Source organism: Blastococcus saxobsidens DD2 (assembly GCF_000284015.1).
GTDB classification, from domain to species: Bacteria; Actinomycetota; Actinomycetes; order Mycobacteriales; family Geodermatophilaceae; genus Blastococcus; species Blastococcus saxobsidens_A.
Map to the genome: position 1 here is coordinate 1812995 of NC_016943.1, position 23737 is coordinate 1836731.

The 23737-nt window shown below is 70.0% G+C and carries 25 protein-coding genes and 1 pseudogene; 17 read left to right on the top strand and 9 right to left on the bottom strand.

Translation table 11 applies throughout. From position 1 onward, the window contains the following. The first annotated feature begins 451 nt into the window (after positions 1–451). The 9 genes and pseudogenes from BLASA_RS08485 to BLASA_RS26570 form a co-directional block, all read left to right on the top strand. Positions 452–1579 (top strand): prolipoprotein diacylglyceryl transferase, encoded by a 1128-nt coding sequence (locus BLASA_RS08485; protein ID WP_014375688.1) that lies wholly within the window; start codon positions 452–454, stop codon positions 1577–1579. A gap of 346 nt (positions 1580–1925) precedes the next feature. Further along, positions 1926–3974, top strand: a complete 2049-nt coding sequence (locus BLASA_RS08495) for a heme lyase CcmF/NrfE family subunit (protein WP_014375689.1) — start codon at positions 1926–1928, stop codon at positions 3972–3974. Then, positions 3967–4452: a cytochrome c-type biogenesis protein gene (locus BLASA_RS08500; protein ID WP_014375690.1), complete on the top strand. Its 486-nt coding sequence runs from the start codon at positions 3967–3969 to the stop codon at positions 4450–4452. Before BLASA_RS08495 ends, BLASA_RS08500 begins: the two co-directional genes overlap by 8 nt. Further along, a complete protein-coding gene (locus BLASA_RS08505) occupies positions 4449–5279 on the top strand; it encodes a tetratricopeptide repeat protein (RefSeq protein WP_014375691.1) in 831 nt (276 codons plus the stop codon). The genes BLASA_RS08500 and BLASA_RS08505 overlap by 4 nt, the downstream gene beginning before the upstream one ends. Further along, positions 5276–5959, top strand: coding sequence for a TlpA family protein disulfide reductase (locus BLASA_RS08510; protein ID WP_231839583.1), 684 nt, complete (start codon positions 5276–5278; stop codon positions 5957–5959). Before BLASA_RS08505 ends, BLASA_RS08510 begins: the two co-directional genes overlap by 4 nt. Positions 5960–6475: 516 nt before the next feature. Next, positions 6476–6922, top strand: a complete 447-nt coding sequence (locus BLASA_RS08515) for a hypothetical protein (protein ID WP_014375693.1) — start codon at positions 6476–6478, stop codon at positions 6920–6922. Between the two features lie 126 nt (positions 6923–7048). Beyond that, positions 7049–8305 (top strand): sulfite exporter TauE/SafE family protein, encoded by a 1257-nt coding sequence (locus BLASA_RS08520; RefSeq protein ID WP_014375694.1) that lies wholly within the window; start codon positions 7049–7051, stop codon positions 8303–8305. After that, positions 8302–8520 (top strand): heavy-metal-associated domain-containing protein, encoded by a 219-nt coding sequence (locus BLASA_RS08525; RefSeq protein WP_014375695.1) that lies wholly within the window; start codon positions 8302–8304, stop codon positions 8518–8520. Before BLASA_RS08520 ends, BLASA_RS08525 begins: the two co-directional genes overlap by 4 nt. Before the next feature lie 688 nt (positions 8521–9208). After that, positions 9209–9560, top strand: a pseudogene (locus tag BLASA_RS26570) (helix-turn-helix domain-containing protein); the annotation flags it as partial. A gap of 2 nt (positions 9561–9562) precedes the next feature. On the opposite strand, the gene BLASA_RS08530 reads toward BLASA_RS26570, so the two are convergent. The 7 genes from BLASA_RS08530 to ccmA form a co-directional block, all read right to left on the bottom strand. Next, the gene (locus tag BLASA_RS08530) at positions 9563–10318 is read right to left on the bottom strand and encodes a cytochrome c biogenesis CcdA family protein (protein ID WP_014375698.1); all 756 of its coding nucleotides are present in this window, start codon (positions 10316–10318) and stop codon (positions 9563–9565) included. Positions 10319–10330: 12 nt separating this feature from the next. Further along, on the bottom strand, positions 10331–10819 hold the full coding sequence (locus BLASA_RS08535) for a TlpA family protein disulfide reductase (RefSeq protein WP_014375699.1): 489 nt from the start codon (positions 10817–10819) through the stop codon (positions 10331–10333). 164 nt (positions 10820–10983) lie between these two features. Next, the gene (locus tag BLASA_RS08540) at positions 10984–11403 is read right to left on the bottom strand and encodes a cytochrome c maturation protein CcmE (protein ID WP_014375700.1); all 420 of its coding nucleotides are present in this window, start codon (positions 11401–11403) and stop codon (positions 10984–10986) included. Further along, positions 11400–11522 (bottom strand): hypothetical protein, encoded by a 123-nt coding sequence (locus BLASA_RS26245; RefSeq protein WP_014375701.1) that lies wholly within the window; start codon positions 11520–11522, stop codon positions 11400–11402. The genes BLASA_RS08540 and BLASA_RS26245 overlap by 4 nt, the downstream gene beginning before the upstream one ends. Beyond that, on the bottom strand, positions 11515–12249 hold the full coding sequence (ccsA, locus tag BLASA_RS08545; protein WP_014375702.1) for a cytochrome c biogenesis protein CcsA: 735 nt from the start codon (positions 12247–12249) through the stop codon (positions 11515–11517). Before ccsA ends, BLASA_RS26245 begins: the two co-directional genes overlap by 8 nt. Continuing rightward, a complete protein-coding gene (locus tag BLASA_RS08550; protein WP_014375703.1) occupies positions 12246–12920 on the bottom strand; it encodes a heme exporter protein CcmB in 675 nt (224 codons plus the stop codon). Before BLASA_RS08550 ends, ccsA begins: the two co-directional genes overlap by 4 nt. After that, positions 12917–13654: a heme ABC exporter ATP-binding protein CcmA gene (gene ccmA, locus BLASA_RS08555; RefSeq protein ID WP_231839584.1), complete on the bottom strand. Its 738-nt coding sequence runs from the start codon at positions 13652–13654 to the stop codon at positions 12917–12919. Before ccmA ends, BLASA_RS08550 begins: the two co-directional genes overlap by 4 nt. Before the next feature lie 255 nt (positions 13655–13909). On the opposite strand from ccmA, the gene BLASA_RS08560 reads away from it, so the two are divergent. The 5 genes from BLASA_RS08560 to BLASA_RS08580 all read left to right on the top strand — a co-directional run bounded on the left by BLASA_RS08560 (position 13910) and on the right by BLASA_RS08580 (position 17896). Continuing rightward, complete coding sequence (locus tag BLASA_RS08560) at positions 13910–14737, top strand: sulfurtransferase (protein ID WP_014375705.1); 828 nt, start codon at positions 13910–13912, stop codon at positions 14735–14737. A 267-nt stretch (positions 14738–15004) separates the two neighbouring features. Further along, positions 15005–15379: a BlaI/MecI/CopY family transcriptional regulator gene (locus tag BLASA_RS08565; protein ID WP_041775685.1), complete on the top strand. Its 375-nt coding sequence runs from the start codon at positions 15005–15007 to the stop codon at positions 15377–15379. Beyond that, positions 15379–16338 carry a M56 family metallopeptidase gene (locus BLASA_RS08570; protein WP_014375707.1) on the top strand — a complete coding sequence of 320 codons (960 nt, stop codon included), beginning with the start codon at positions 15379–15381 and terminating at the stop codon, positions 16336–16338. The genes BLASA_RS08565 and BLASA_RS08570 overlap by 1 nt, the downstream gene beginning before the upstream one ends. Before the next feature lie 158 nt (positions 16339–16496). Continuing rightward, on the top strand, positions 16497–17318 hold the full coding sequence (locus tag BLASA_RS08575) for a F510_1955 family glycosylhydrolase (protein WP_014375708.1): 822 nt from the start codon (positions 16497–16499) through the stop codon (positions 17316–17318). Then, positions 17318–17896 carry a TlpA family protein disulfide reductase gene (locus BLASA_RS08580; RefSeq protein WP_014375709.1) on the top strand — a complete coding sequence of 193 codons (579 nt, stop codon included), beginning with the start codon at positions 17318–17320 and terminating at the stop codon, positions 17894–17896. Before BLASA_RS08575 ends, BLASA_RS08580 begins: the two co-directional genes overlap by 1 nt. Before the next feature lie 191 nt (positions 17897–18087). Here BLASA_RS08580 and BLASA_RS08585 read toward each other — a convergent pair whose 3' ends face one another. Further along, entirely contained in the window at positions 18088–18336 is a 249-nt protein-coding gene (locus tag BLASA_RS08585; protein ID WP_041776292.1) for a hypothetical protein, read from the bottom strand. A gap of 431 nt (positions 18337–18767) precedes the next feature. Here BLASA_RS08585 and BLASA_RS08590 point away from each other — a divergent pair, with 431 nt between their 5' ends. The 3 genes from BLASA_RS08590 (at position 18768) to BLASA_RS08600 (ending at position 22023) form a co-directional block, all read left to right on the top strand. Beyond that, positions 18768–19073, top strand: coding sequence for a metal-sensitive transcriptional regulator (locus BLASA_RS08590; RefSeq protein WP_014375711.1), 306 nt, complete (start codon positions 18768–18770; stop codon positions 19071–19073). Between the two features lie 85 nt (positions 19074–19158). Continuing rightward, on the top strand, positions 19159–19368 hold the full coding sequence (locus BLASA_RS08595; protein WP_014375712.1) for a heavy-metal-associated domain-containing protein: 210 nt from the start codon (positions 19159–19161) through the stop codon (positions 19366–19368). Between the two features lie 288 nt (positions 19369–19656). Next, positions 19657–22023: a heavy metal translocating P-type ATPase gene (locus BLASA_RS08600; RefSeq protein ID WP_014375713.1), complete on the top strand. Its 2367-nt coding sequence runs from the start codon at positions 19657–19659 to the stop codon at positions 22021–22023. Between the two features lie 103 nt (positions 22024–22126). Here BLASA_RS08600 and lnt read toward each other — a convergent pair whose 3' ends face one another. Then, positions 22127–23602 carry an apolipoprotein N-acyltransferase gene (gene lnt / locus BLASA_RS08605; protein WP_014375714.1) on the bottom strand — a complete coding sequence of 492 codons (1476 nt, stop codon included), beginning with the start codon at positions 23600–23602 and terminating at the stop codon, positions 22127–22129. Positions 23603–23737 lie beyond the last annotated feature (135 nt).

The window sequence follows — 23737 nt, forward strand, 5'->3', positions numbered from 1 at the left end:
AGCCGGCCCCCCACACGGCCGACCCGATCTCGCGAGGTGGAATTCCATGTCCAGGAAGCGTTCACCCCGGGCCGAACCGTCCCGGTCCGGGAGGCCAGGGCAGGGCTCGAGGCCCCGGGTCACCACTCCGGCCCAGGGGGTGACTCCGCCGCGCCCTGTCGCCCGCCGTGCGCCGGCGCCTCTGCAGGCATTCCAGCGCCCACAGGCCCCGCGGTCGAGGTCCGCCGCGCCGTCGCTCCCGGTGGTCCTGCCGGCGAGGAAGGCACCGCGAGTACCCCCGACGCATCCGGGCCCCGCTGTTCAGGGGACGTCGGCCTCCCCGGGAGCCTCGCCCCGGCCCGCGATGTCCGGGACGGTGACCGCAGCCCCCTCCGCGAGCGCGAGGCTCGGTCCATCTGCGCCGCCGGTCCCGGGTCCTCCCCGGTCATCGGCACCGGAGACCGTCACCCCGGTGCGCCATCCTGTCCTGGCCCCGGACATGCCTGCGGGCGCGGTCCAGGTCATGTCCTGGTCGTGCGAGTCCATGGAGGACGTCGATCCCCAGGCGCTCGGGGTGACCTACTGGTTCGACGCCGCGGCCAGTGGTGCCCCCTATCCGGTCAGTGTGCGATTCAGCGGTAGGCGGCTGGCCGGACCCGATATCCCGGGTAGGGGCGACGAGTTCGAGGTCGTGCACACCCTGGACGAGGTGCTCCCGGGAAGCGGTCGGGTCGCCGTGACCGCCCGTGTCCCCGGCCTAGCGCCGGGGGAGTGGGAGGTCACCGCGACCCCCGTCGTCCGGCACGCCCCTGCAGACTCCGCTCCGCCTTCGGCTCTGCCTCCCGGGCCACTTCCCCGTGGGACGACCGTCGGGAGGACGACCTTCAAGCCCGTGGCCGATGTCCGGGCGCCAGGGGTCCGGATCGGAGCCTGGCCCGCTCTGGTGACCCTCGGCTGGCTGTTCGCACTGGCTCTCCAAGGTGTGCTGGCGGCGGATCGCGACCTGCCGGTCGTGCGACTGCTCCTGGTGTCCGTGCTGGCGAGCCTGATCGGGTTGGTGGGCGCCAAGGTCTACTACCTCCTCACCCACCGGGAGGAGAGGCCCAACCCCCTGACCGCGGGAATGTCGGTCCAGGGCTTCGTGATCGCAGGGATTGGCTCGGTGATCCTGGGAAGCTGGTGGGCGGGGATCCCGGTGGGCCAGATGCTCGACGTGACGGCGCCGGGGCTGCTGGTGGGCATGACCATCGGGCGCCTGGGGTGCTTCCTCGGGGGGTGCTGCGTGGGGCGCCCCACGGCGTCTCGGTGGGGCATCTGGTCCTCCGATCGCCGCGTGGGCGTGCGCCGGATCCCGGTGCAGCTGCTCGAGTCGAGCATGGCCGGCCTCATCGCCGCAGCGACGCTCGTGGCAGTGGTGCTGACCGACCCCCGGGTGGACGGACTGCTCTTCATGGCCGGGCTGGCGGCCTACACCTTCGGGCGCCAGTTGCTGTTCCCGCTGCGGGGGCTGCCGCGGCAGACGAAGCACGGCCGCAGGCTGACTCTCGCAGTCGCCGGACTCGTGCTGCTGGCGGCACTTTCGGTACTGGTGAGCGTCTGACCCGGCGGACCGCCGAGCTCGAGGTCCGGCCGACGGCGGGACCGTCGTCCTGCTCGGCGGACCGGTATCGCGGGCCCCTGCGTCCCTGGAGGTGTCGACGCTCGCACTGTTCTCCTATGTGCCATAGTTGCCAGTCGCCACTGCGCGTCGCCTCCGTGGGAGCGGCTGTCGCTCCGCCGGACAGCGCCCAGGGGATCTGCGCTTCGATGCTGGACTCGGATGAGGGAGGTCGCGCCCTGATGTGCTGGGGGAGCGATGCGCTGAGGTTCGCGGCGGCTACCGGCGCGCGGGCTCAGCGAGGCACGGACGACATGGCCACGGTCGGGCCACAGGTCGGGGTGCGCCGGTGATCCTCGCGGCCGCCGGCTGGGCAGGTGTCATGCTCGGCCTCGCCAGCTCCATCGCGCTGGCGGTCTTCGGCTTCCGAGCGCTGCGCACCCCTCACCGGGCGACGCGGGGTCAGCTGCAACAGCCGGTCGTCGGCATGGTGGCGGGCGCGGCGGTGGCGTTCATCGCGTTGGAGCTCGCGCTGCTCACCGACGACTTCGCGGTGTCCTTCGTCGCCGGGAACAGCTCGCGGGCGACGCCGGTGCTGTTCAAGTTGACCGCAGCCTGGTCGGCGCTGGAAGGCAGCATCGTGCTGTGGGTCGCGGTGCTGGCCGGTTTCACCGCCGTGGTGCTACGGCAGGTCCGCTCGGTCGATGACCGGCTCGGCACGGGCGCGCTGGCGGTGATGGGCCTGGTCGCCACCTTCTTCTTCGGGCTGGTCTCCACCGTGGCGAACCCGTTCGAGGTGATCGCCCAGCCGCCGGCCGACGGCCCCGGGCCCAACGCACTCCTGCAGAACCACCTCCTGGTCGCTCTCCACCCGCCGTTGCTGTACCTGGGGTACGTCGGGTTCACCGTGCCCTTCGCGTTCGCCATGTCGGCCCTGCTGACCCGAACGCCGGGAATCGACTGGCTGCGGCGCACCCGCCGGGCCAACCTGGTCGCCTGGTCCTTCCTGTCCGCCGGGTTGGTCCTCGGCGCCTGGTGGTCCTACGAGGTGCTGGGCTGGGGTGGCTTCTGGGCGTGGGACCCGGTGGAGAACGCCGCGCTGATCCCGTGGCTGACGGCGACCGCCTTCATCCACTCGGCCGTTGTCCAGGTCCGGCGCGGGATTCTCCAGTCCTGGAACTTCGTCCTCGTGCTGACGACCTTCGCCCTGACGATCCTGGGGACCTTCCTCACCCGGTCCTCGGTGGTCGCCTCGGTGCACAGCTTCACCCAGTCTCCGGTGGGCCCGGCGCTGCTCGGCTTCTTCGTCGTCGTGGTCGTCGGCGGGTTCACCCTGTTCGCCCTGCGCGCACCGCGGCTGGCTTCACCTGACCGGCTGGAGTCACTGGCCAGCCGCGAGGGAGCGTTCCTCGTGAACAACCTGCTGCTCTCCCTCTTCGCCTTCGTCGTGCTGCTGGGCACCCTGTATCCGGTCTTCGTCGAGGCGTTCACGGGGGCGCAGACGTCGGTCGGACGTCCCTTCTTCGACCGGATGGCGGTGCCCATCTCCTTCGCCCTGCTGCTCGCGATGGGAGTGGGGCCGTTCACCCCGTACCGGGCTGCCAACGGCCGGCTGCTGTGGTCGCGGCTGCGCCCGGCCCTGCTGGCCGGCAGCGTCGTCAGCGCCGCACTCGTGGTGGCCGGAGTCCGGTCGGTCGCGGTCGTCGCCGTGGCCCTGCTGGCGACGGCGATCGTGGCAGCCAGTGCGCGGCAACTGCTCACCAGCGCGCCCGATCGTCGGCCGGCCACCCTGTTCCGGATCGTCCGTCGGCAGCGCGGTTACTGGGGTGGGCAGATCTCCCACATCGGTCTGGTGCTGATCGCCCTCGCCATCGCCGTCTCTGCCGACCTGTCCGAGCGCACGACGGCCACCTTGCGGCAGGGGGAATCGGTGGAGTTCGGCGGTTACACGGTGACCTACACCGGCAACGAGACCATCCAGCGATCCCACCGCACCGAGGTGGCGGCGGAGTTCCAGATCCGCGAGGGCGCCGACGTGGTCCGGATCGCCGGGCCCTCGCTCAACCAGTACCCCAGCCAGCAGCAGGCGGTGGCAACGCCGTCGGTCTGGTCCACACCGCGCGAGGACATCTACGTCGCCCTCACCTCGCTGGAGGACGGTCAGGTGTCGGTGAACCTCTACCGCTATCCGCTGATGTGGACCCTGTGGGCCGGCGGTCTCCTGGTTGCCGCCGGCGGCTTCTGGGCGGTGGGCGGCAGGCCTCGGCGACGCGTCCGCGACACGACTTCTGCCGCCGAGGCGAGTGCCCCTGAGAACTCCGACGCGGGCCCTCCGCAGGCTGTCGCGGTGCTGTCCGACCCGCCGCCCGAGCAGGGCGAGGGGCGGAACCATGCCTGACCGCCGCCGGGTGGGTGCGACGTCGGCTCTGGTGCTCGCCTTGCTGACCGTCACCGTGGTCGGTTTGTTCACGGCCGGTTCCGGTCCGCGTGATCGGGTCGCCGAGCTGGAGGGCCAGCTGCGCTGCCCGGTGTGCAAGTCGGTCTCGATCGCCGAATCCCCGTCGGAGACCGCGGTGGCCATGCGGCGCAGCGTGGTCGAGCAGGTGGCGGCGGGCCGCTCCGATGCCGAGATCCTGCAGTACTTCGAGGCGCGCTACGGGGAATGGGTCCTCCTGGACCCGCCCGCGCAGGGGCGCGGCGTCTGGCTGCTGGTGCTGCCAGCCGTCGTCGCCGTCGGGGGCCTGGCCCTGGTCCTGACCCGGGCACGGCGTTCCCCGGCCGTGCCGGAACTGTCCGATGACGACCGGGACCGGGTCGCTGCCGCTCTCGCCGACGCGCGGACCCGCCGCCACCAGGACGAGGACGACGAACCGTGAGCCGTGAGGAACTGGAGGAGCGGCGCGACCATGCGTTGCGGGATCTCGACGAGCTCGAGCGCCAGCACGCCGAGGGAGAGCTGACCGACGCCGACGTCGCGCGGCTGCGTTCCCGCTACGAGGCCGAGGCCGCGGCCGCCATCCGGGGCCTGGAGGAGACGGAACCGGAGCCGTCTCCGGACGCGGGCAGGGCAGGGCGCGGGGCTGTCCGGGCACGTCGAGCTGCCTACCTGGTCACCCTGGCGGCCGCCGTCGTCGCCGCCACGGTGCTCTTGCCGCAGTCGGTGCTGGACCGCCCCGCCGGGGGGTTCGTCACGGGCAACGAGCTGGACGGCACCCCGGCTTCCACGGCAGAGGATCCGGTGAGTGGTGGACGTGACCTCTCCACGGTGACCAACAGCGAGATGGAGGCCGTGGTACAGGCCAATCCGGATGTCATGGGGATGCGGTTGGCCCTGGCCAGGCGCTACGTGGAGGCCGGCGACCTGTCCTCGGCGCTGCCGCACTTCGTCGAGGTCCTGCGCCGGGAGCCGGACAATGCGCTGGCCCAGGCTTACCTCGGCTATGCCTACTTGCTCGCCGAACAGCCGGAGAAGGCGCAGGGCTACATCACCGAGGCGCGGCGGCTGGACCCGGCATTGCTGGACGCACAGTGGTTTGAAGCGAATCTGTGGCTCTACGGATTCGATGACCCCGCCGGCGCACTTGACGTGCTCGCCGAGATGGCCGCGCGCCCCGACATTCCCCCGGACGTCCGCGGTCAGGTCGAGGAGCTGACCGCGGAGGCGCAGGCGGCGCTCGACGGGACCGGAGGTGACGGCGGGTGAAGGACCTCACAGCACCGGGGTCGGTGGTGGCGCCGGAGGAGTCACCGGATGCGGTGAAGCCGGCGCGACGGGGACGCGCCGTCCGCTGGGCTGCAGTGGTCGTGGCGGTCGCCGCCGTCGCCACCGGTGTGGTCTTCGGCAGCCGGCTGGACGCCGACCCGTCGCTGGTCGAAACCCCGCTGATCGGTACGGCCGTCCCAGACCTGGAGCTGCCCGCCCTGGAGGGCGGCGCGCCCCTGCGGTTCTCCGATCTCCAGGGCGAGGTCGTCGTCGTCAACTTCTGGGCGTCGTGGTGCGTGGCCTGCCGTGAGGAGCACCCGGCGCTGCTGGCCGTGGCCGAGACCTACCGGGCTGCCGGCGTCACCTTCGTCGGCATCGTCTACCAGGACAAGAAGGACGCCGCGGTCGGCTTCCTCGACGAGATGGGTCGCGGCGGTGACAACTACCGCTACGTCACCGACCCGGACTCCACCGCCGCGCTCGACTTCGGTGTCTTCGGCGTTCCCGAGACCTTCATCATCGACCGCGACGGCGTCATCCGAGGCAAGATCACCGGCGCCTCCACCTTCCCTCTCCTGGCCGGCGCGGTCGAGGAAGTGCTGGCTGGGCGGGAGCCGCAGTCCCGGACCTCCGGTTCGGTGCAGCCTGCGCCGGGGGAGCCGTACGTGGATCGGGAGTAGCGCGGCTCGGGACCGGCTGCGCTGGCCGCAGTTCTGCGGGACTGGGGGCGGGCGCGTGTGCACCGTCAGCTGTTGGAACCGTATCGATCTGCGGTGTCGATGTGCCGGGACTCGGCTGCACCACGCTGTCCACTGAACCGCCTCGGGACTGATGGGGGCGCTGGGTGCCCCGGGTCTGGCGGAGTCGGGTTGCTGAACCCTTGGGACACAACGATTTCTCCTGGGTCCCGAATCCATCGACGACAGCCAGCCAAGGGCGCTGTGCCAACGACGTCGGTTGTGCCAGCTGTCGAGCGGCTCGAACATCACTTCTGCCCGCCTGCGGGCACGCGAGTTCGGCGTCACCCTTCTGCAGGCCGCCCCACCGGCTACTCGGCGATCGTGCTCCCGATGAGCGCGTCGTCGAGAGCAGCCAACTCGGAGCACTATTGTCAGGTACAGACGCTTCAGTCGGCGGGACTGCCACGCCATCCTGATTGGCAAGCCAATGCCGCTGGGTTGATCGGAGGATGCGGGATGGTCGCCGTCGTCGCCTCGTCGTGGCCTCGAGTGGTCCGGCGGCTTCTCAGCGCTCTTCTTGTTGGTGTGACCACTGTGTTGTGCTCTGCGTCGGTGGCATCGGCGGCGACTCCGATGCACATGGCGGGTGTCGTCGACCATGCGGGAATGCCGGCCGAGCACCGGTCCGGCATGGCGTCCTCCGACGAGTCGGTGGACGCGCCTGCGGCGTCGGACATGTCGTTCGGTTGCCCCGGCAGCGGGCAGGCCGGCGGCGCCTGCGGTCAGGCACAAGTGAGCCTGGCAGCGTCGCCTGCCGCGACGACGTATGCGTCGCCTGCTCCCGTGGCGTGCCACCCCGTCACGGACCCACCCCGTGTGCCGGTCGAGCTGTTCGCCGACGAGGCACCACATCAATGGTTCGCCCAGCCGGATCTCACCCGTCTGTGCGTGAGCCTCGTCTAGGACATCGGCGGGGCGTCGCTCTTCGCTTGAGCGAACGCCGGCTTTGCCGTCCTGTCCGTGCGGGCACCTGAGACTGCGACCAATCGGCGCGCCCGGTTGCCTGCTCCTGAGTCCGGAGCACTTCTGATGTCTGTCAATGCACTGTTTTTCACCGGTCTCACCACCGGTCTGATCGCCGGGGGTGCGTCCTGCGCCGCCGTACAAGGTGGTCTCTTGGCTGGTGCACTCACCGGTCGAACCCCCGCAGCGCCTGTTTCCTCAGCGAGGAGCAACACCGGGCCGCAAGCAAGAAGGACCCGGCCGGCTTCGAGTGGCTACGACGACACGGCGGCCATTGGGAGCGTCGGTCCGGGCAACCGCGGGAAACCGCCGGTCCCAAGGAGGAAAAATCCGGGTCGTGGCACAGCGGAGTCCAGTGCCACCGCGACGCTCGTACGTGGCAAACCGGTCGCTGTACCTAAGCCGCCACCGCAGTCGCTGCGGGCCCCGCTGACGGCGTTCCTGGGAGCCAAGCTTGTCTCCCACACCCTGCTGGGTGCCGCCCTCGGGGCATTCGGGGCGGCTCTGGAGCCCGGCCCCAAACTGCGGGGGTCCTTCCTGGTGCTGGCCGCGCTGCTGATGCTGCTCTTCGCCCTGGACATGTTCGGGGTACGCGCGGTGCACAAGCTGGTTCCGCGTCCACCAGCGTCCTGGGGCAAGCTGGTGCGCCGCACCACACGGAAACAATCGGCAGGCATTTCGCTGGCCAAGCCGGCCGTGCTGGGCTTTCTCACCGTGCTCCTGCCCTGTGGGGTCACGATGAGCGTGGCGCTGCTGGCCATCACATCGGGTTCAGTGGCGGCGGGTGCTGCTGTCATGGCCGGGTTCGTGCTGGGGACCGCGCCACTCTTCGCCGTGCTCGGGTTTCTGCTGCGCAAGTCCACCAAGGTGGTGCAGGGCCGGCTGACCAAAGTCACCGGCGTTGTGGTGTTGCTGGTTGCGCTGTGGACGATGTCCTCGGGGCTGCGGGTAGGCGGATGGTTCGACGTCACCTCCCTCGCCGCGTCGAGCAGCACGTCAGCGGGCTCGACTGAGTCGGCCGGGGCGGTGACCACCGACGCCACCGGCAGCCAGGTCATCACGTTGGACGTCACGGACTACGCCTACGAGCCCGCACGGGTGGAGGCGAAGGCGGGTGTGCCCACCACCTTGGTGCTGCGCACCAACGACACGCAAGGGTGCACCCGGGCATTCGTCATTCCCAGCGGTGGCTTCCAGCAGGTGCTGCCCGCCACCGGCAACACCGAAGTACCGCTCGGCAAGCCTCAACCCGGAATCCTCCGTTACACCTGCTCCATGGGCATGTACGGCGGTTCGATCGACTTCACCGGAGATAGTTCATGAGTCGCACCCTGGAGTTTCGCGTCACCGGCATGCACTGCGGCAGCTGCGGCATGCTGATCGACGACGCGGTGGAAGAACTGGACGGAGTGACCTCGTCCACCACCGACGCCCGCGCCGAGCGCACCGTCGTCGAGCTCGACGACGTCAGTCCCATCGACGACGAGGACATCATCGCCGCCATCGAAGAAGCCGGATATCGCGCGGTGAGAGCATGACGACCACAAGGCGCGCCCGGGATCAGGCAGCGCCGGAGTTGGGCCCTCTCAAGGTGTGGATCGGCGGGACGACCTGCGCGTCGTGAGCGGCGCGGATCGAAAAGAAGCTCAATCGAATGGACGGTGCAACTGCGGCGGTGGACTACGCCACCGAAGAGGCGTCGGTCGCCTACGACGGCGCGGATGTGACGCCGACTGAGAGTGAGGATGTGGGCGAGCCCCGCAGCGATCGATCCTGATCCAGTGACTGACTGACTTCGGGCCTTCGAGTCGATCTGTCGGTTCGGCCGCTTCGGGGCTCGCCTGCACTCGCCGGTCGAGGGTTCGCGAAGTGGCCCCCGGTCAGGCGGACGCCCCTGCCTGTGTCACCTGCTGCGTGATGATCTTCTCGTAGGTCGCCGGGTTGAGGTTGTCCCGGCGGCTGTGCCGACGCCTCGGGTTCTAGAAGCCCTCGATGTAGCTGAAGACCCCATGTCCGGCTCGTGTCGGGTCGGCCAGGCCCGCTGGTAGACCAGCTTCTCCTTCGGCGTGGCGAAGAACAACTCGACCATCGCATCGTGGTACGCGCTGCCTACGAGGCCCATCGAGGCGAGCACGCCAGAGCTGCGCAGCGTCTTGCCGAAGTTGCAGCCGGGGTATCGGGCGGAGTCAGCTGGTCGTCGCAACACCTCGAGCAGGAGGTCGCGCGGTGGATGTTCGGACTCGTCAGCGGAAGGTGCAGGAGTACCGCGTGCAGATCCCCTGGCCGGGACGCCCAACGGTGGCCTGGGGGGACGATCGGGTGCGATTCTGGTCGCCATCGCGCGGGGGGTGATGACTGAGACCGCGGACGCCGGGGCCGGCGTGTCAGGGGCGGTGGCCTTCCGCTGGTTCTGAACCGCGGGCGGGGGGGATCCTGCGCTGGCGCCGACGGTCTCAGGCCGGTATCTGTCGTTCGCCGAGCGCGAGGGCATCGTAATGGTCCGGGTTCAGCAACTCGGGGTCTGGAGATGGCCCCGGTTGGGGGTCACCCGTCCACGATCTCACGAGAAGTTCGCCGGGCTCAGATCGGCGGCCAGCCGAACTGGGCGTAGAAGGCCAGCATTCCGCTCATCAGCCGCGTCCAGCTGCCCGTGGCGATGCCGATGCCCATGGCGATGAGGAGCACTCCGCCGAAGACCTCGATCTTCCGGGAGTTGCGCCGGAGCCAGTCCAGGCGCAGCCGGCCGCGCCGGACCCCGAGGGCGACGAGCAGAAAGGGGATGCCCAGACCGATGGAGTAGAGCAGCAGGAGCAGGGCGCCCCGTGCGACGGTCCCCGACCCCGCGGCGGTGGTGAGGATGGCGGCCAGCACGGGGCCGACGCACGGCGTCCACCCGAAGGCGAAGGCCGCGCCGAGCGCGAGTGCGCTGCCCGGACCGCGCCCCATCCGGCTGAGATCCATGCGCACCTGGCGGTGCAGCAGCGGCAGCCGCAGGACACCCGCCGTGGCCAGCCCCATCGCAACGATGAACACGCCCCCGACGACGTTGACGGTCGCCCGGTGTTGAGCCAGGAGCAGCGCCAGGCTGGAGGCGGTCGCACCCAGGGCGGTGAACACGATGGTGAAGCCGAGCACGAAGAGAAGTGACCCAGCCAGCACCCGGTCACGGGTGGGCGCAGAGGTAGTCCCACCGGTCGCGGCCGCCGGGACGCCGACGGGCGGAGCCAGGCTGGACACGTAGGAGACGTAGCCGGGCAGCAGTGGCAGCGCGCACGGCGAGGTGAACGACACCACGCCCGCGATCAGCGACAGGAAGGCCAGCGGTAGGAGATCCACAGACGGCGCTGCTCAGTCGGTGGCCGCGGACGAGCCGTCGGCGAGCTGGACCCCTAGCCGCTCGGTGAGCAGCGTGCGCAGATGTTCCTGGTCCGTCGCGCCGATGACCTTGTCGACGATCTCTCCGTCGGGGGCGAGGACCAGGGTGGTGGGCACCCCGGGGCTGGGCAGCAGATCGAGCGACCGGCCCGATGGGTCGTACAGGTTGGCATGGGTGACGCCGAGGTCGTCCAGCAGGAACCGCGCCGGCCGCTCCCCATCCTTGGCGTTGACGCCGAGGAACAGCACCTGGTCCCCCACCTCGTCGGCGAGGCGCTGCAACTCCGGCATCTCCTCGCGGCAGATCCCGCACCACGACGCCCAGAAGGTGAGGACGACCGGAACCGCGGGCAGCTCCCGTAGCGCCAGTTCGGTCGGCTGGCCCAGACAGGTCAGGGTGACGTCGGGGAGCTGGGTGCCCGCGCCGCCGCCCGCCTCCAGCGGTTCCGGGCACGGGGCCATCGGGGGAAGGTCGCCTTCCTGGGCCTGGGACTGGACACCGCTCGGTGATTCACCGGGGCTGGTGCATGCCGTGGTGAGCAGCGCAGCGGCGACCGAGGCCCGACCGGCCCGCGCAGGTGACCGCTTCCGGGCGCCGGATGCTCGAGAATCTGCCAAATGGACCGTCACGGCGCCCCGTCGCCGGGTTCACCCTCGGCGCTGTCCGGGGCCTGGTAGTTCTCGTCGTGCTTGATGATCATGGTGTCGGACCGGAACGTGTCACCGTCCCAGGCTCCCTCCATCACCACTCCGATGCCGGGGCGGAACAGCTGTGCGGGGGACCCCCGGTAGGCCACCGGCACTTCCGCGGGGCCGGAGACGACCACGAAGCGCAGCCCGTCGTCCGTCGTCTCCACGCTGCCGTCCTGCACTAGACCGCCGATCTGAAAGCGCCTGCCGTCCTCGAAGTCGGCCTTCTGCGCGAGCGCCTCGTGCGGCGTCAGGAAGTACACGAGGTTCCCGTTGATGTTCCCGACGAAGAGGACGCCCAGCAGGATCCCCGCGACGCCGAGCACCGAGACGGCCAGCAGGCGGTATCGCTTCATCGGATCTTCTCGATCCGCCGGGTGGCCTCGCTCAGCCGGTGCCGCAACCAGGCGGCGTAGCCGCCCATGGCCCCGTAGGCGACGCTGAATCCCAGCGCCACCCATGCCCACTCAGACATGGTTCGGGAACTCCTTCCGGTAGTCAGGGGTGGTGACGGCCTCCCCGGCGAGCTCGCCGGCGGCCCCGTCGTGCGCGGCGTCGTAGGCCTCCTCGGCGACCGCCAGCCGGATGCGTGCGCGCAACAGAACGACGTAGACCAGCGTGAAGGCGAGGACGTTCAGCAGCAGGGCGGCGAGCATCCATTCGTCGATCGTGGGGGCCGCCGGCTTGAGCACCGTCGGCGGCTGGTGCACCGCCCGCCACCACACCACGGACATGTGGACGACCGGGATCTGCGCGAAGGCCAGGACGCCGAACACGGCGCTCCGCCGCGCTCGCACCGTGGCATCCACGGTCGCCCGACGCAGCGCCAGGTAGCCCAGGTAGACGAAGAACATCATGGCCGTCGTGACCAGCCGGGGATCCCAGGTCCACCAGACCCCCCAGACCGGCTTCCCCCAGATGGAGCCGAGCGCGATGGTGAGTCCGGTGAAGAAGACCCCGACCTCCGCACTGGCCGAAGCGAGCCGGTCCAGGGACGCCCGGCGCTTCCACAGCCACGCCGCGCTGGCGCCGAACGTGATGGCAAAGCTGAGGTAGGCGAGCCACGCTGCCGGGACGTGGACGTACATCAGTCGCTGCAGATTGCCCTGCAGCCGGTCGGGGGGAGCGGTGAGCGCTGCGGCCAGAGCGCCGGCCATGGCGACGATGGTGACGGCGGTCAGCCGGCGAAAGACGGACCTCACGAGAACTCCTCGAGGGATCGAGCGAAGAGCGCAACCGCGAGTGCGGCGACGATGTCGACGAGCAGCAGCAGGGCCAGCCAGTTCCACGGTTCCCGGCCATAGCGAACCGACTCGGCCACCTGCGTGGCCGACAGAAGCAGGGGAAGCGCGAGCGGCAAGACCAGAAGGGGCCCGAGGGTCGTGCGGCCGGCCAGTCCCTGCGCCAGAGCCCCGGCCAAGGTGCCGAGCACGGCCAGCCCGGCAGCGACCAGCGGCAGGACGGCGAGCAGCCAGGGCCAGCTGTCGAGGGGTGGGTCGTAGATCATGACCGCGACCGGCAGCAACGTCAGCTCGAACGCCAGCAGGAGCACGGCGCTGGCTGCCGCCCGCCCCGCCAGCCGGACGACGGGATGCACTCCAGTGAGCCGGAGCAGGGCCACCTGCGCGGCTGTGTCCGCGGTGCTCTGCCGCAGGCTGACCAGCACCCCGAAGAGAAGCACCACGACCCAGTAGATGCCGTAGCCGACGGACCGCAGCAGGGGGACGTCGGTGCCGATGGCGAGCGGGACGAGCAACAGCGCCACCCCGCCGAACGGTGCGGTGACCAGCAGAGCCTCGCCGGCTCGTCCCTCGAGGAGGAGGTCCTTGCGGGCCAGCTCCAGGACCTGCCGTGCCGGAGGCGGCGGGGTCACCGGGCCGCCTGCGCGGGCACGGGCGTGGCCGAGGGGAGGGCGTCGTGAAGACTCCCCGCCTGGAGATCCAGGACTCGGTCGACGGCCGCGTCGAGCCGGGCACGATCGTGGGAGACGACGACTGCGGCACCTCCGCGAGCGCACACGTCGTCGATGACCGCATCGACCAGGCCGGCCGAGCCGCTGTCCAGCCCGGCGTGCGGTTCGTCGAGCAGGAGGAGGGCAGGCGTGCTGAGGATGGCGCGGGCGAGCTCCGTCCGGCGCTGCATCCCCTGCGAGCAGCGGTCCGCGGGTCGGTCCGCGGCCCGACCCAGTCCGACTGCGTCCAGGGCCGTGCTGACGGCCGACACATCGACACCGGTCAGACGACAGAAGAAGCGCAGGTTCTCGGCCAGCGTCAGCCGGGGATAGAGCGCGGGTGAGTGCCCGATCAGGCCGATGCGAGGACGGATCCTCTCGCACTCACGGCTGCCCAGCGTCGAACCGAATACCCGACCGGTGCCGGCGGTAGGGGAGAGAAGAGTGGCCAGCAGGCGCAACAGCGTGCTCTTGCCCGACCCGTTCGCCCCGATCACCCCCACTGATTCGCCCGCTCCCACGGTGAGCGTCAGGTCCCGGAGGACCGGTGTGCGCTCGACCGAGACCGCGATGCCGTGCAGCTCGATCACCGCATCCGGGTGAGCCTGCCGCCCAGCAGGGCAGGCGTCGTACGGCAGCCGGGAAGCGGGGGACACGGTCAGCCTCGACCTTCTTCGGCGCCGGGGAGGGGAGTGCTCAACGTCAACAGCAGTACGCAGGTAGATAGTACGGACGTGGGTAGTAGTGACAGCGGCCGGGGCGGCGGCGGGCTCTACTAGGCGCAATCGTAGTAGCCTGGATCTCGAACCGGCGCCGGCAGCGGAGAGCGCAGGATCGGTCCGCGGGCGCCGGTTGTGGATGTCCGCGTGCACCGCCTGAAAATGTGAACATCCGACCAGAAGGAGATCTCCATGAGCCGTAACGACGTGCTCGTCACCGTCGACTGGGTCCAGGAGAACCTGGGCCAGCCCGGCATCGTCTTCGTCGAGGTCGACGAGGACACCACCGCCTACGACGGCGGCCACATCGAGGGCGCCGTCAAGCTGGACTGGAAGACCGACCTCCAGGACCCGCTGCGCCGCGACTACCTCGACAAGTCTGCCTTCGAGGCGCTGCTGTCGTCCCACGGCATCAGCAACGACGACACCGTGGTGCTCTACGGCGGCAACAACAACTGGTTCGCCGCCTACGCCTACTGGTACTTCAAGATCTACGGCCACCGCGACGTCAAGCTGATGGACGGCGGCCGCAAGAAGTGGGAACTCGACGGCCGCCCGCTGTCGAATGACGCTCCTCAGCGCCCGGCTATCCAGTACCAGGCCGCCGAGCCGGACCTGTCCATCCGCGCGTTCCGCGACGAGGTCGTCGCCTCTATCGGCTCGAAGAACCTCGTCGACGTGCGCTCGCCCGACGAGTTCTCCGGCAAGATCCTCGCCCCCGCCCACCTGCCCCAGGAGCAGTCGCAGCGGGCCGGTCACGTGCCCACGGCGATCAACATCCCGTGGAGCAAGGCCGCCAACGAGGACGGCACCTTCAAGAGCGACGAGCAGCTGGCCGCGCTCTACGGCGAGCAGGGCTTCGATGACAGCAGGGAGACCATCGCCTACTGCCGCATCGGCGAGCGCTCCAGCCACACCTGGTTCGTGCTCAGCGAGCTGCTCGGTAAGAAGAACGTCAAGAACTACGACGGCAGCTGGGTCGAGTACGGCTCGCTCGTCGGCGTTCCGATCGAGAAGTGAGCCAGAGCGTCCGCGGCCCCTCGCTGCCGTCGCGGGCGGGGGTCGCGCCGCGGCGTCGCGGATGGCGGGGTCGGGCGGTGTGCCGGGATGGTGCCGCGCGTGCGGTGCGCTAGGTCCTCACCGCAGTGTGCGCGGCCTCGCCGTCTCATCGCCCGGTCAGGGAACAGCATGACGACTAACCGAGCTAGTACAGTGTGAGCGCTGGTCTGTCCTGTGTCGGATGTGCCGACTGGTGTAAAGCGGTCTCAGCGATCGATTGATGGGGAGATGCCGGTGCGACCGTTCGGTGACCTGGAAGCTGTGGTCATGCAGTGCCTGTGGCGGCGAGGCGCGCCGGCGACCGTCCGTGAAGTGCTCGGTGAGCTGAACGGCTCGCGCTCCCTCGCGTACACCACCGTCATGACCGTCATGGACAACCTGCACCGCAAGGGTCAGCTTCAGCGGCAGATGGAGGGGCGTGCCTGGCACTACACCCCCACCCGCACGTGGAGCGAGCACTCGGCGGCACTTCTCCAGGAAGTCCTCGAGGAAGCGAGCGACCGGGACGCGGTGCTGATGCACTTCGTCGCCGATCTGGACCAGGACGGGGTGGCCAAGCTCCGCGCGGCGGTGGAAGCTGCCCGTCGCGCTGACGCCCCCTGATGGTCAGCGCAGGCCTGCTCGCTTTCGCGGTCGTCCTGGCCGTCCTGGCGCCCAGGATGGTCGGTGCAGCCTGGGCTGATCGCGCACCCCGGCTCGCGGTCTGCGCCTGGCAAGCGACCTCGGTCGGGGTCGTGTTTGCGACGGTCCTCGCAGGTTTGACGCTGCTCGTGCCGGCCACCGCGATCAGCGGGGGACTCGCTGCGTTGCTCGACGCCTGCGCCACGACGATTGCAAATGTCTACAGCTCGCCCGGTCAGGTGCCCGGGATCGTGCTCGGCGGGCTTCTGGCCGTTGTGGTGCCCTCGCGTCTCGCCTTTGTGGCGGTGAGGCAGGTCCGGCGTGACCGTCTGGAGCGACAGCGATTGCGGTCGTCGGTGCTGGTGGGTGCCCATCCCAGCCCCTTCCTCGGTGCCCACGTTGTGAACTCTTCTCAAGCGGCCGCCTTCTGCATCCCCGGTCGGCACCGCACGATCGTGCTGACCAGCGCGGCTCTCGAGGGACTGTCCGATGAGGAGTTGGCCGGGGTCCTGGCACACGAACGGGCACACCTGCGTGGCCGCCACCACCTCCCTGTGACCGCGGCCCGCATCCTCGGTCGCGCGTTCCCGCGCCTTCCGGTGTTCGCCCGTGCCAGGGCGGAGACCGAACGGCTCGTCGAGCTGTTGGCCGACGATGCCGCCGCGCGCGAGGTCGACCGGGTCGAGGTTGCATCTGCGTTGGTCAGCCTGGCGGGCATGAAGGCTCCGGCCGTCGTCATGGCGGCGGCGCAGGCCGCGGGGGCGGTCCGGGTGAACCGGCTGCTCAGGCCTGTTCAGCCCCTTGCGCCGATCCATGGATTCCTCGCCGTTGTCACCGCTGCCTCGGTCGTCGCTGCACCCTTGGCCGTTGCGCTGTGGCCCCTGCTGTCCGCTGCGTCGAGCGGGCTGTGCCTGCTGCCCGGCGAGGCGTGGTGGGCCTGAGCGGCCAGCACCATCACACGTTTGCGCGACTGCCGCTTTGTCCTCGATCGATGGGAGTTTGAATGTCGCCGATCGCCCTGCTCCCTTTCCGGGATGGCCGGCCCTGCAACACGGTGGCGGGTCGCGGGGGTCGTGGCCGGCGCCACGCAACCGTTGCCGTGGCCATCGCCGGTGCACTACTCGTCGCCGGCTGCACGGGTGACGCTGGCGACGCCGCGGCCGGTCCGGTCGGTGATGACCTCACCCTCGAGCACGTGCACGGGCTGGGGGTGGACCCGGCGGACGGCGCTTTGTACGCCGGCACCCACTACGGTCTGATGAAGGTGTCGCCGGACGGGGAGCTGACCCGGGTGGCCGACCGCATTCAGGACTTCATGGGCTTCACCGTCGTCGGCCCGGAGCACTACCTCGCCAGCGGTCACCCGGGGGAAGGACAATCCGGTCCAAGCAACCTGGGCCTGATCGAGAGCACCGACGGCGGGCAGACCTGGACGACGTTGTCGCTGGCGGGTGAAGCGGACTTCCATGCGCTCGATGCCACCCGGGGGCAGATCTACGGCCACAGCGGCGGCAGGTTGCTGGTGAGCGAGAACGGAACCGAGTGGACCGATCGGGGCGAGATGGACATCGCCGACGTTGCCGTGGATCCGTATGTCTCCTCGCGAGTACTGGTAACCACGGAGGAGGGTCTGGCCCTCAGCGAGGATTCCGGTGAGACCTTCGAGGTGGTTCCGGAGAGCCCTGTCTTGTTGCTCGTCGACTTCTCCCTGAGCGCCGGTGAGGCGGTGGGCATCTCGCCGGAGGGCATCGTGTATGCCAGCACGGACGGCGGACAGACATGGATGGAGCGTGGAGATGTCGGTGCCGAGCCGGAGGCGCTGGGCGTGAACGCTGAGGACGTCTACGTCGCCGTTGACGGCGCCATTCTCATCTCGACCGATGGTGGAGCGACCTTTACGGACCTGTACCGGGGGGAGTGATGAAGCCGCGAGGCCTCGGCGTACTGCTGGCACTCGGTCTGCTCGCCGGCTGTAGTTCCGATGCGACCCCGGCCGGCGACTCCGGAGAGTCTCCGGGCTCAGGGACGCTGCCCGTGGAGACCGCGCCACCCTGCGAGGAGCTTCCCGAACAGCCCGCGGCGCCGGGCGCCGAAGCTCTGCCATCTCTCACGCTTCCGTGCCTCGGCCCCGGTCCCGACATCTCGTTGGACCGGCTCACCGGTCGACCCACCCTGGTGAACCTCTGGGCGACATGGTGCCTCCCCTGCCGCGAGGAGATGCCACTGCTCCAGGAGACCTACGCGCGGCACGGGCAGGACGTGCGCTTCCTCGGCATCGACACCCAAGACGACCCCGAAGCGGCCGCCGCATTCCTGAGCGACCTCGGGATCGGCTATCCCCACGCGGTGGATGCGGACGCCGAGCTACTACGCGAGCTCGGCGTGCGAGGCCTCCCCGTGACGCTCGCGGTCGACGAGCAAGGGCGCGTCGTCGACCGCCGGGTGGGCCAGTTGACGCCGGAGGAGCTGCAAGAGCTGATCGACACCTTGCTGGCCTGAGCTGAGCCTGGGACGGCGCAAACGACGGGCCCGAGCAGCTGGCCCGGGACTTCGCCAGGCGGTGCGCACCGGCGGCGTAGGGCATCGCTACGTCCTGACGGCGGCATGTACAGCGTGGAACGCCGCCATCCGGCGCGGAACTCGCGAGCAGATGCGGGTGCCAGGAAATTGCGCCACGGAGCTCGAAGCGGTCAGTTTTCGCGCAGGTCCTGCAACCGCCGGCGGAACTCGTCGGTGTCCAACTCGCCGCGGGCATACCGCATCCGGACTTCGTCTTCCGCCGACGAGTCCTCGCGGCGACCAGAGCCCCCTCGGGGCGCGTCCGTCGGCCGACGGGTTGCACGCACCACCAGCACGACTGCGACTGCGATCAAGGCGATCAGCAGCGCCGTCCAGAGGAGCATGCCCAGGCCCATGCCCATCATGCCCATCATGCCCATGTCTCCACCCATCACGCCGACAACCTCCTGTTGAACCTCGATCGGACTTGTACTAAATGCCATAGTAGACTTGGGCCCGTGAGGCCCGGGCGGTGGTCTCACCGCTGAATCGTCGTTGCCCGCTATCGCCTCGGTCTATCCGCCACGAGAGCGCCGGCGTCGCCGAAGGGGCTGTCCATGCGCGGAGAGATGTACGAGTTCCCCTGCCGCCATTGGGCTGCACGGATCTCCGACGCAGCGCGACGACCGTCGGGTGGTCCACCGAGCCGTCCTGCCGCCCTGGCCACGAGACGTAGGAGCGCGGCCCCCGCCTCTCCGGGCCGCCGCTGCAGCAGTCCTTGAAGTGAGCGGACAACTGCGAAACCAGCCGGAATAGGGTAGGGGGGTATCGTGTTCCCCGTGCTATAGGACAACTTCGAGGGGGAGGGTGCATGGAGTCCACGCAGGACGTGAGGCGCCAGGGCTACATCCGTCGCAAGGACGACTACCTGAATCGACTCCGGCGGATCGAGGGCCAGGCTCGTGGACTTCAGCGGATGGTCGAGGACGAGAAGTACTGCATCGACATCCTCACCCAGGTCTCGGCCGCCACCAAGGCGCTGCAATCGGTGGCGCTGGGCCTACTCGAAGAGCATCTCCGCCACTGCGTCGTCCAGGCCGCCGAGGCCGGCGGCCGAGACGCCGAGGACAAAGTGCGCGAGGCTTCCGACGCCGTCGCCCGGCTCGTGCGGTCGTGAGGTACCCATGGGCAGCGGTCCACCCCCGCGATGGCCGGAACCTCCGGCGAACCTGCACATTCACGAATGAAAGGACACCGGTTCCATGAGCACCTCGACCTACACCGTCGTCGGCATGACCTGCGGACACTGCGTCTCCGCCGTGACCGAGGAGGTGAACGAGCTGCCCGGCGTCACAGCCGTACAGGTGGATCTAGCCAGCGGGGGACTCACCGTCAGCAGCGACACCGCGATCGATGAGGCCGCCGTACGTTCAGCTGTGCAAGAGGCGGGCTACGAACTGGTCGGCCACTAAGCGCCCAGGCCCGCCACCTCGCCCATGGGCGGGAGTGCTTCGACCAGCTTCCCGGCCTGACATCGCGTTCCGAGGCGGGGTCCGCTGCCGGCTCTGGGCCCACCGATGGATCGGCCCGGTCGGCCAGCGAACGAGCAACCGCCTCGGCTCCGTGCACGACCGCGCCACGGTGCACATGCAGGGCCACGCCGTCCGTCGGATTCACCTGGACGCGGCCGGCCATCGCCGCCATTCCGGTGTGCTGCCACCAGGCGCCCTCACCGGCACACCTCGCTACAAGGAGAATTGATGAGCTCCGCAACCCGTGATGGCACCACGCCGGCTGGTGAAGGACAGATCGAGCTGGGCATCAGTGGCATGACCTGTGCGTCCTGCGCCGCGCGGATCGAGAAGCGGCTGAACAAGCTGGACGGCGTCACGGCTACCGTCAACTACGCGACCGAGAAGGCGAGAGTCAGCTACGCCCCGGGAGTGACTCCGGAGGACCTCCTGGCCGCGGTTCAGAAGGTCGGCTACACGGCTCGCCTGCCCGAGCCGCCCCGGTCGGCGGCCGACGACACCGAGTCCGGCCCGGCTCCCGACGACGACGTGCGCGAGCTCCGCCACCGGCTGCTGGTCTCGACCGCGCTGACGATCCCGGTGATCGCCATGGCGATGATCCCGGCCCTGCAATTCACCTACTGGCAGTGGTTGTCCCTGACCCTGGCCGCTCCGGTGGTCGTGTGGGGCGGTTGGCGGTTCCACGAAGCGGCATGGGCGAACCTGCGCCACCGCGCGGCCACCATGGACACTCTCATCTCGATGGGCACGCTGGCCGCTCTCGGCTGGTCGGTGTATGCGCTCTTCTTCGGGACCGCCGGCGTCCCGGGCCTGACCCACGAGTTCGAGTTCACCGTGGCGCACACCGACGGCAGCGCCAACATCTATCTGGAGGCAGCCTCGGGTATTGCCACCGCGTTGCTCGCGGGGCGCTACTTCGAGGCGCGCGCCAAGCGGCGTTCGGGTGCGGCGCTGCGCGCGCTCCTCGAGCTCGGCGCCAAGGAGGTGTCCGTCCTGCGGGGCGGGCAGGAACACCGGATCCCCGTCGACCAGCTCGCGGTCGGTGACCTGTTCGTCGTCCGCCCGGGGGAGAAGATCGCCACCGACGGCGTGATCACCGAGGGATCCTCCGCGGTAGACGCGTCCATGGTCACCGGTGAGTCGGTACCCGTGGAGGTCGGGCCCGACGACGCGGTCGTCGGCGCCACGGTGAACGCCGGTGGTCGTCTCGTCGTGCGCGCGACCCGCGTCGGTGGCGATACCCAGCTGGCGCAGATGGCTCGGCTGGTCGAGGAGGCCCAGAACGGCAAGGCGGAAGTCCAGCGCCTCGCGGACCGCATCTCCGGGATCTTCGTCCCGATAGTCATCACGCTCGCGGTGGCGACCCTGGTCTTCTGGCTCGCGACCGGCGGTGGCGTGGGCATGGCCTTCACGGCGGCTGTCGCCGTGTTGATCATCGCCTGCCCCTGCGCCCTGGGTCTGGCCACCCCCACAGCGCTGATGGTCGGTACCGGCCGCGGGGCTCAACTGGGCATCCTCATCAAGGGCCCGGAGGTGCTCGAGTCCACCCGCCGGGTGGACACCGTCGTCCTCGACAAGACCGGCACGGTCACCACCGGGCGGATGACGCTGCTCGACGTCGCCGTCGCTCCGGGAGAAGACGTCAACGAGGTGCTGCGCCTCGCAGGCGCGCTGGAGAACGCCTCGGAACACCCGATCGCTCAGGCCATCGCCGCCGGTGCCGCACAGCGGGTGGGGCAGCTCCCGAGCGTGGAGGGCTTCACGAACATCGAGGGGCTCGGCGTCCAGGGCGTCGTGGACGGCCACGCGGTCCTGGTGGGACGCGTCCGGCTGTTCGACGACTGGGCGCAGCAGCTACCCGCCGACCTCCAGCAGGCCAAGGCTGCAGCCGAGGGGGAGGGCAGGACCGCCGTCGTGGTCGGCTGGGACGGCGCCGCCCGCGGCGTCCTCGTCGTGGCCGACGCCATCAAGCCGACCTCGGCCCAGGCCATCCGGCAGTTTCGCGACCTCGGACTCACGCCCATCCTGCTCACGGGGGACAACAAGACCGTCGCCCGCTCGGTCGCCCAGCAGGTCGGCATCGACGAGGTGTTCGCCGAGGTCCTCCCGCAGGACAAGGTCGATGTCGTCAAGCGACTCCAGGACCAGGGCAAGGTCGTGGCGATGGTCGGTGACGGGGTGAACGACGCCGCCGCCCTTGCTCAGGCGGACCTCGGGCTGGCCATGGGGACCGGCACGGACGTCGCCATCGAGGCGAGCGACCTGACCCTCGTCCGCGGCGATCTTCGGGCTGCCGCGGACGCCATCCGGCTGGCACGCAAGACCCTGTCCACCATCAAGGGCAACCTGTTCTGGGCCTTCGCGTACAACGTCGCGGCACTTCCGCTGGCGGCCGCTGGGCTGCTGAACCCGCTCATCGCCGGGGCGGCGATGGCCTTCAGTTCGGTGTTCGTCGTGTCCAACAGCCTGCGGCTGCGCCGGTTCAAGGCTCTGGCGTCGGACAGCATCGACGGGGGAGCGGGGTCAGACCGCTCCGCGGAGAAGGCCACGGTGACCGACGGAGCCGTTCCGGGGTCCAGCGTCTCCTCGCGCTGAGGTCCTGTCGGCTGCCTGGCGAACAGGGCGGCGCCGAGGAAGTCGACCGGACGCCTTCCCGGCTGACGCGGGAGAGCGCCTGGTCGGCCTTCCCCGGTGGGACCTACGGGGTTCCCGGCGCCCGCCGCAGTCGGCATCGCAACGCGGTCCCCACCAGGATGACGGCCGCGAGCGCGATCACCGGCAGATCCCCGAAACGGGCGTACGGCGTCAACCCGACGCGGAGCGGAACCGTCTCCTCGAGGAGCGCTGCCGTCCCCAGGCCGCTCCTGGCGAGCACCTTTCCGCTGGGCAGGATGACGGCGGAGTAACCGGTGGGTGCGGCCTGCAGGAGCGTGCGGCCGAACTCCCGGGCCCGCAGCCGAGCGGCGGCGAGCTCGGCTGCCGGCACCTCCTCGGTGACGAAGGATGCGGCGTTGGTAGGAACCAGGACCATCTGCCCGCCCGCAGCCACGGCCTCCCGGACGCGGTCGGCGAAGAAGACCTCGTAGGAGATGACCACCCCGAGCGGCCCGGCGGGTGACTCGAGGAGTGCCTCCCCCTCGCCGACGATCGCATCCCGCGGAACCAGGGCCGTGGCATCGGTGACTTCTTCCAGGAGACCTCGGGCCGGGATGTACTCCCCGAACGGCACCCGATGCTCCTTCTCGTACCGGGCCAGCCGCTCGCCGTCCGGTCCCCAGAGGACCGCGGCGTTGCGAAATCCGTCGTCCTCGGTTTCGACTATGCCGACGACAACGGATGCGTCCAGGCCCCGGGCGAGCTCGCCCAGCGCAGCTCCGGTCGGCGTTGCCCCGACCGGCCCCTCGACGTGGACGACGTTCTCCGGAAGCAGTACGAGATCGGGGGAGCCGCTGATGTCTCGGGCCAGATCGAGGTGGCGCTCGGTGACCGCGGACAGGTCCGAGTCGACCGCCCGCTCGCCGCGCGGACCACCCCCCTGTACGACGACTGCATCCAAGGTTCCCGCATCACGACTCGTGATGCTCGAACCGGCGACGACTGGGAGCACACTGACGGCCAGAGCCCCGCCGGCAGCAACGGCCCGGCGGCGACGATCCGGCAGGACGAACAGCGCCGCAAGCGCGACTCCCGCAGCTGCCGCCGTGCCGGCGACCAGCAACGAGCCACCGAGTCCGGCCGCACCGAGAAACGGACCGTCGGGTTGACTCAGTGAGAACGCAACGAGGGGGAAGCCGCCCCACGGGAATCGGGCCTGCGCCGCCTCGAGCAGCACGAGGGCGGCCGGGAGCGCCCACCACCCACTGGACCAACTGCCGTGCGTGGCCGAGGGGACCAGGGCGGCGGCCCCGGCGAGTAGCCCGGCCTCGAGGGCCGCCACCCCGAGATAGCCGGCGACGTGGAACTCGAGCAGCCACGGAAGCGTGGCCCCGTAGAACACCAGACCGGTCATCGCGCCGAACAGCAGCCGGTCCCGCAGCGGCCGGCCGTGCAGCGCGATGGTCAGCGCCGCAGCGCCCACCGACAGCAGTGGCCACCACCCCCGCGGCGGGGCAGCCAGTGCCCAGGCGGCTCCGGCAGCAACGGCGAGGGCCATGCCCACCAGCCGGTTCGCCACTCCGCCGTCCCGTGTCACCCGGGCGTCAGTGGGGGCCCTGTCTGACGTCACGGGCGGGGATGGTTGTCTCACCGACTCCTCCCCGTGAGCGGCGAGCGGGAAATCAAGGTCCGGAAGTGCACCCGAGGGCACGAG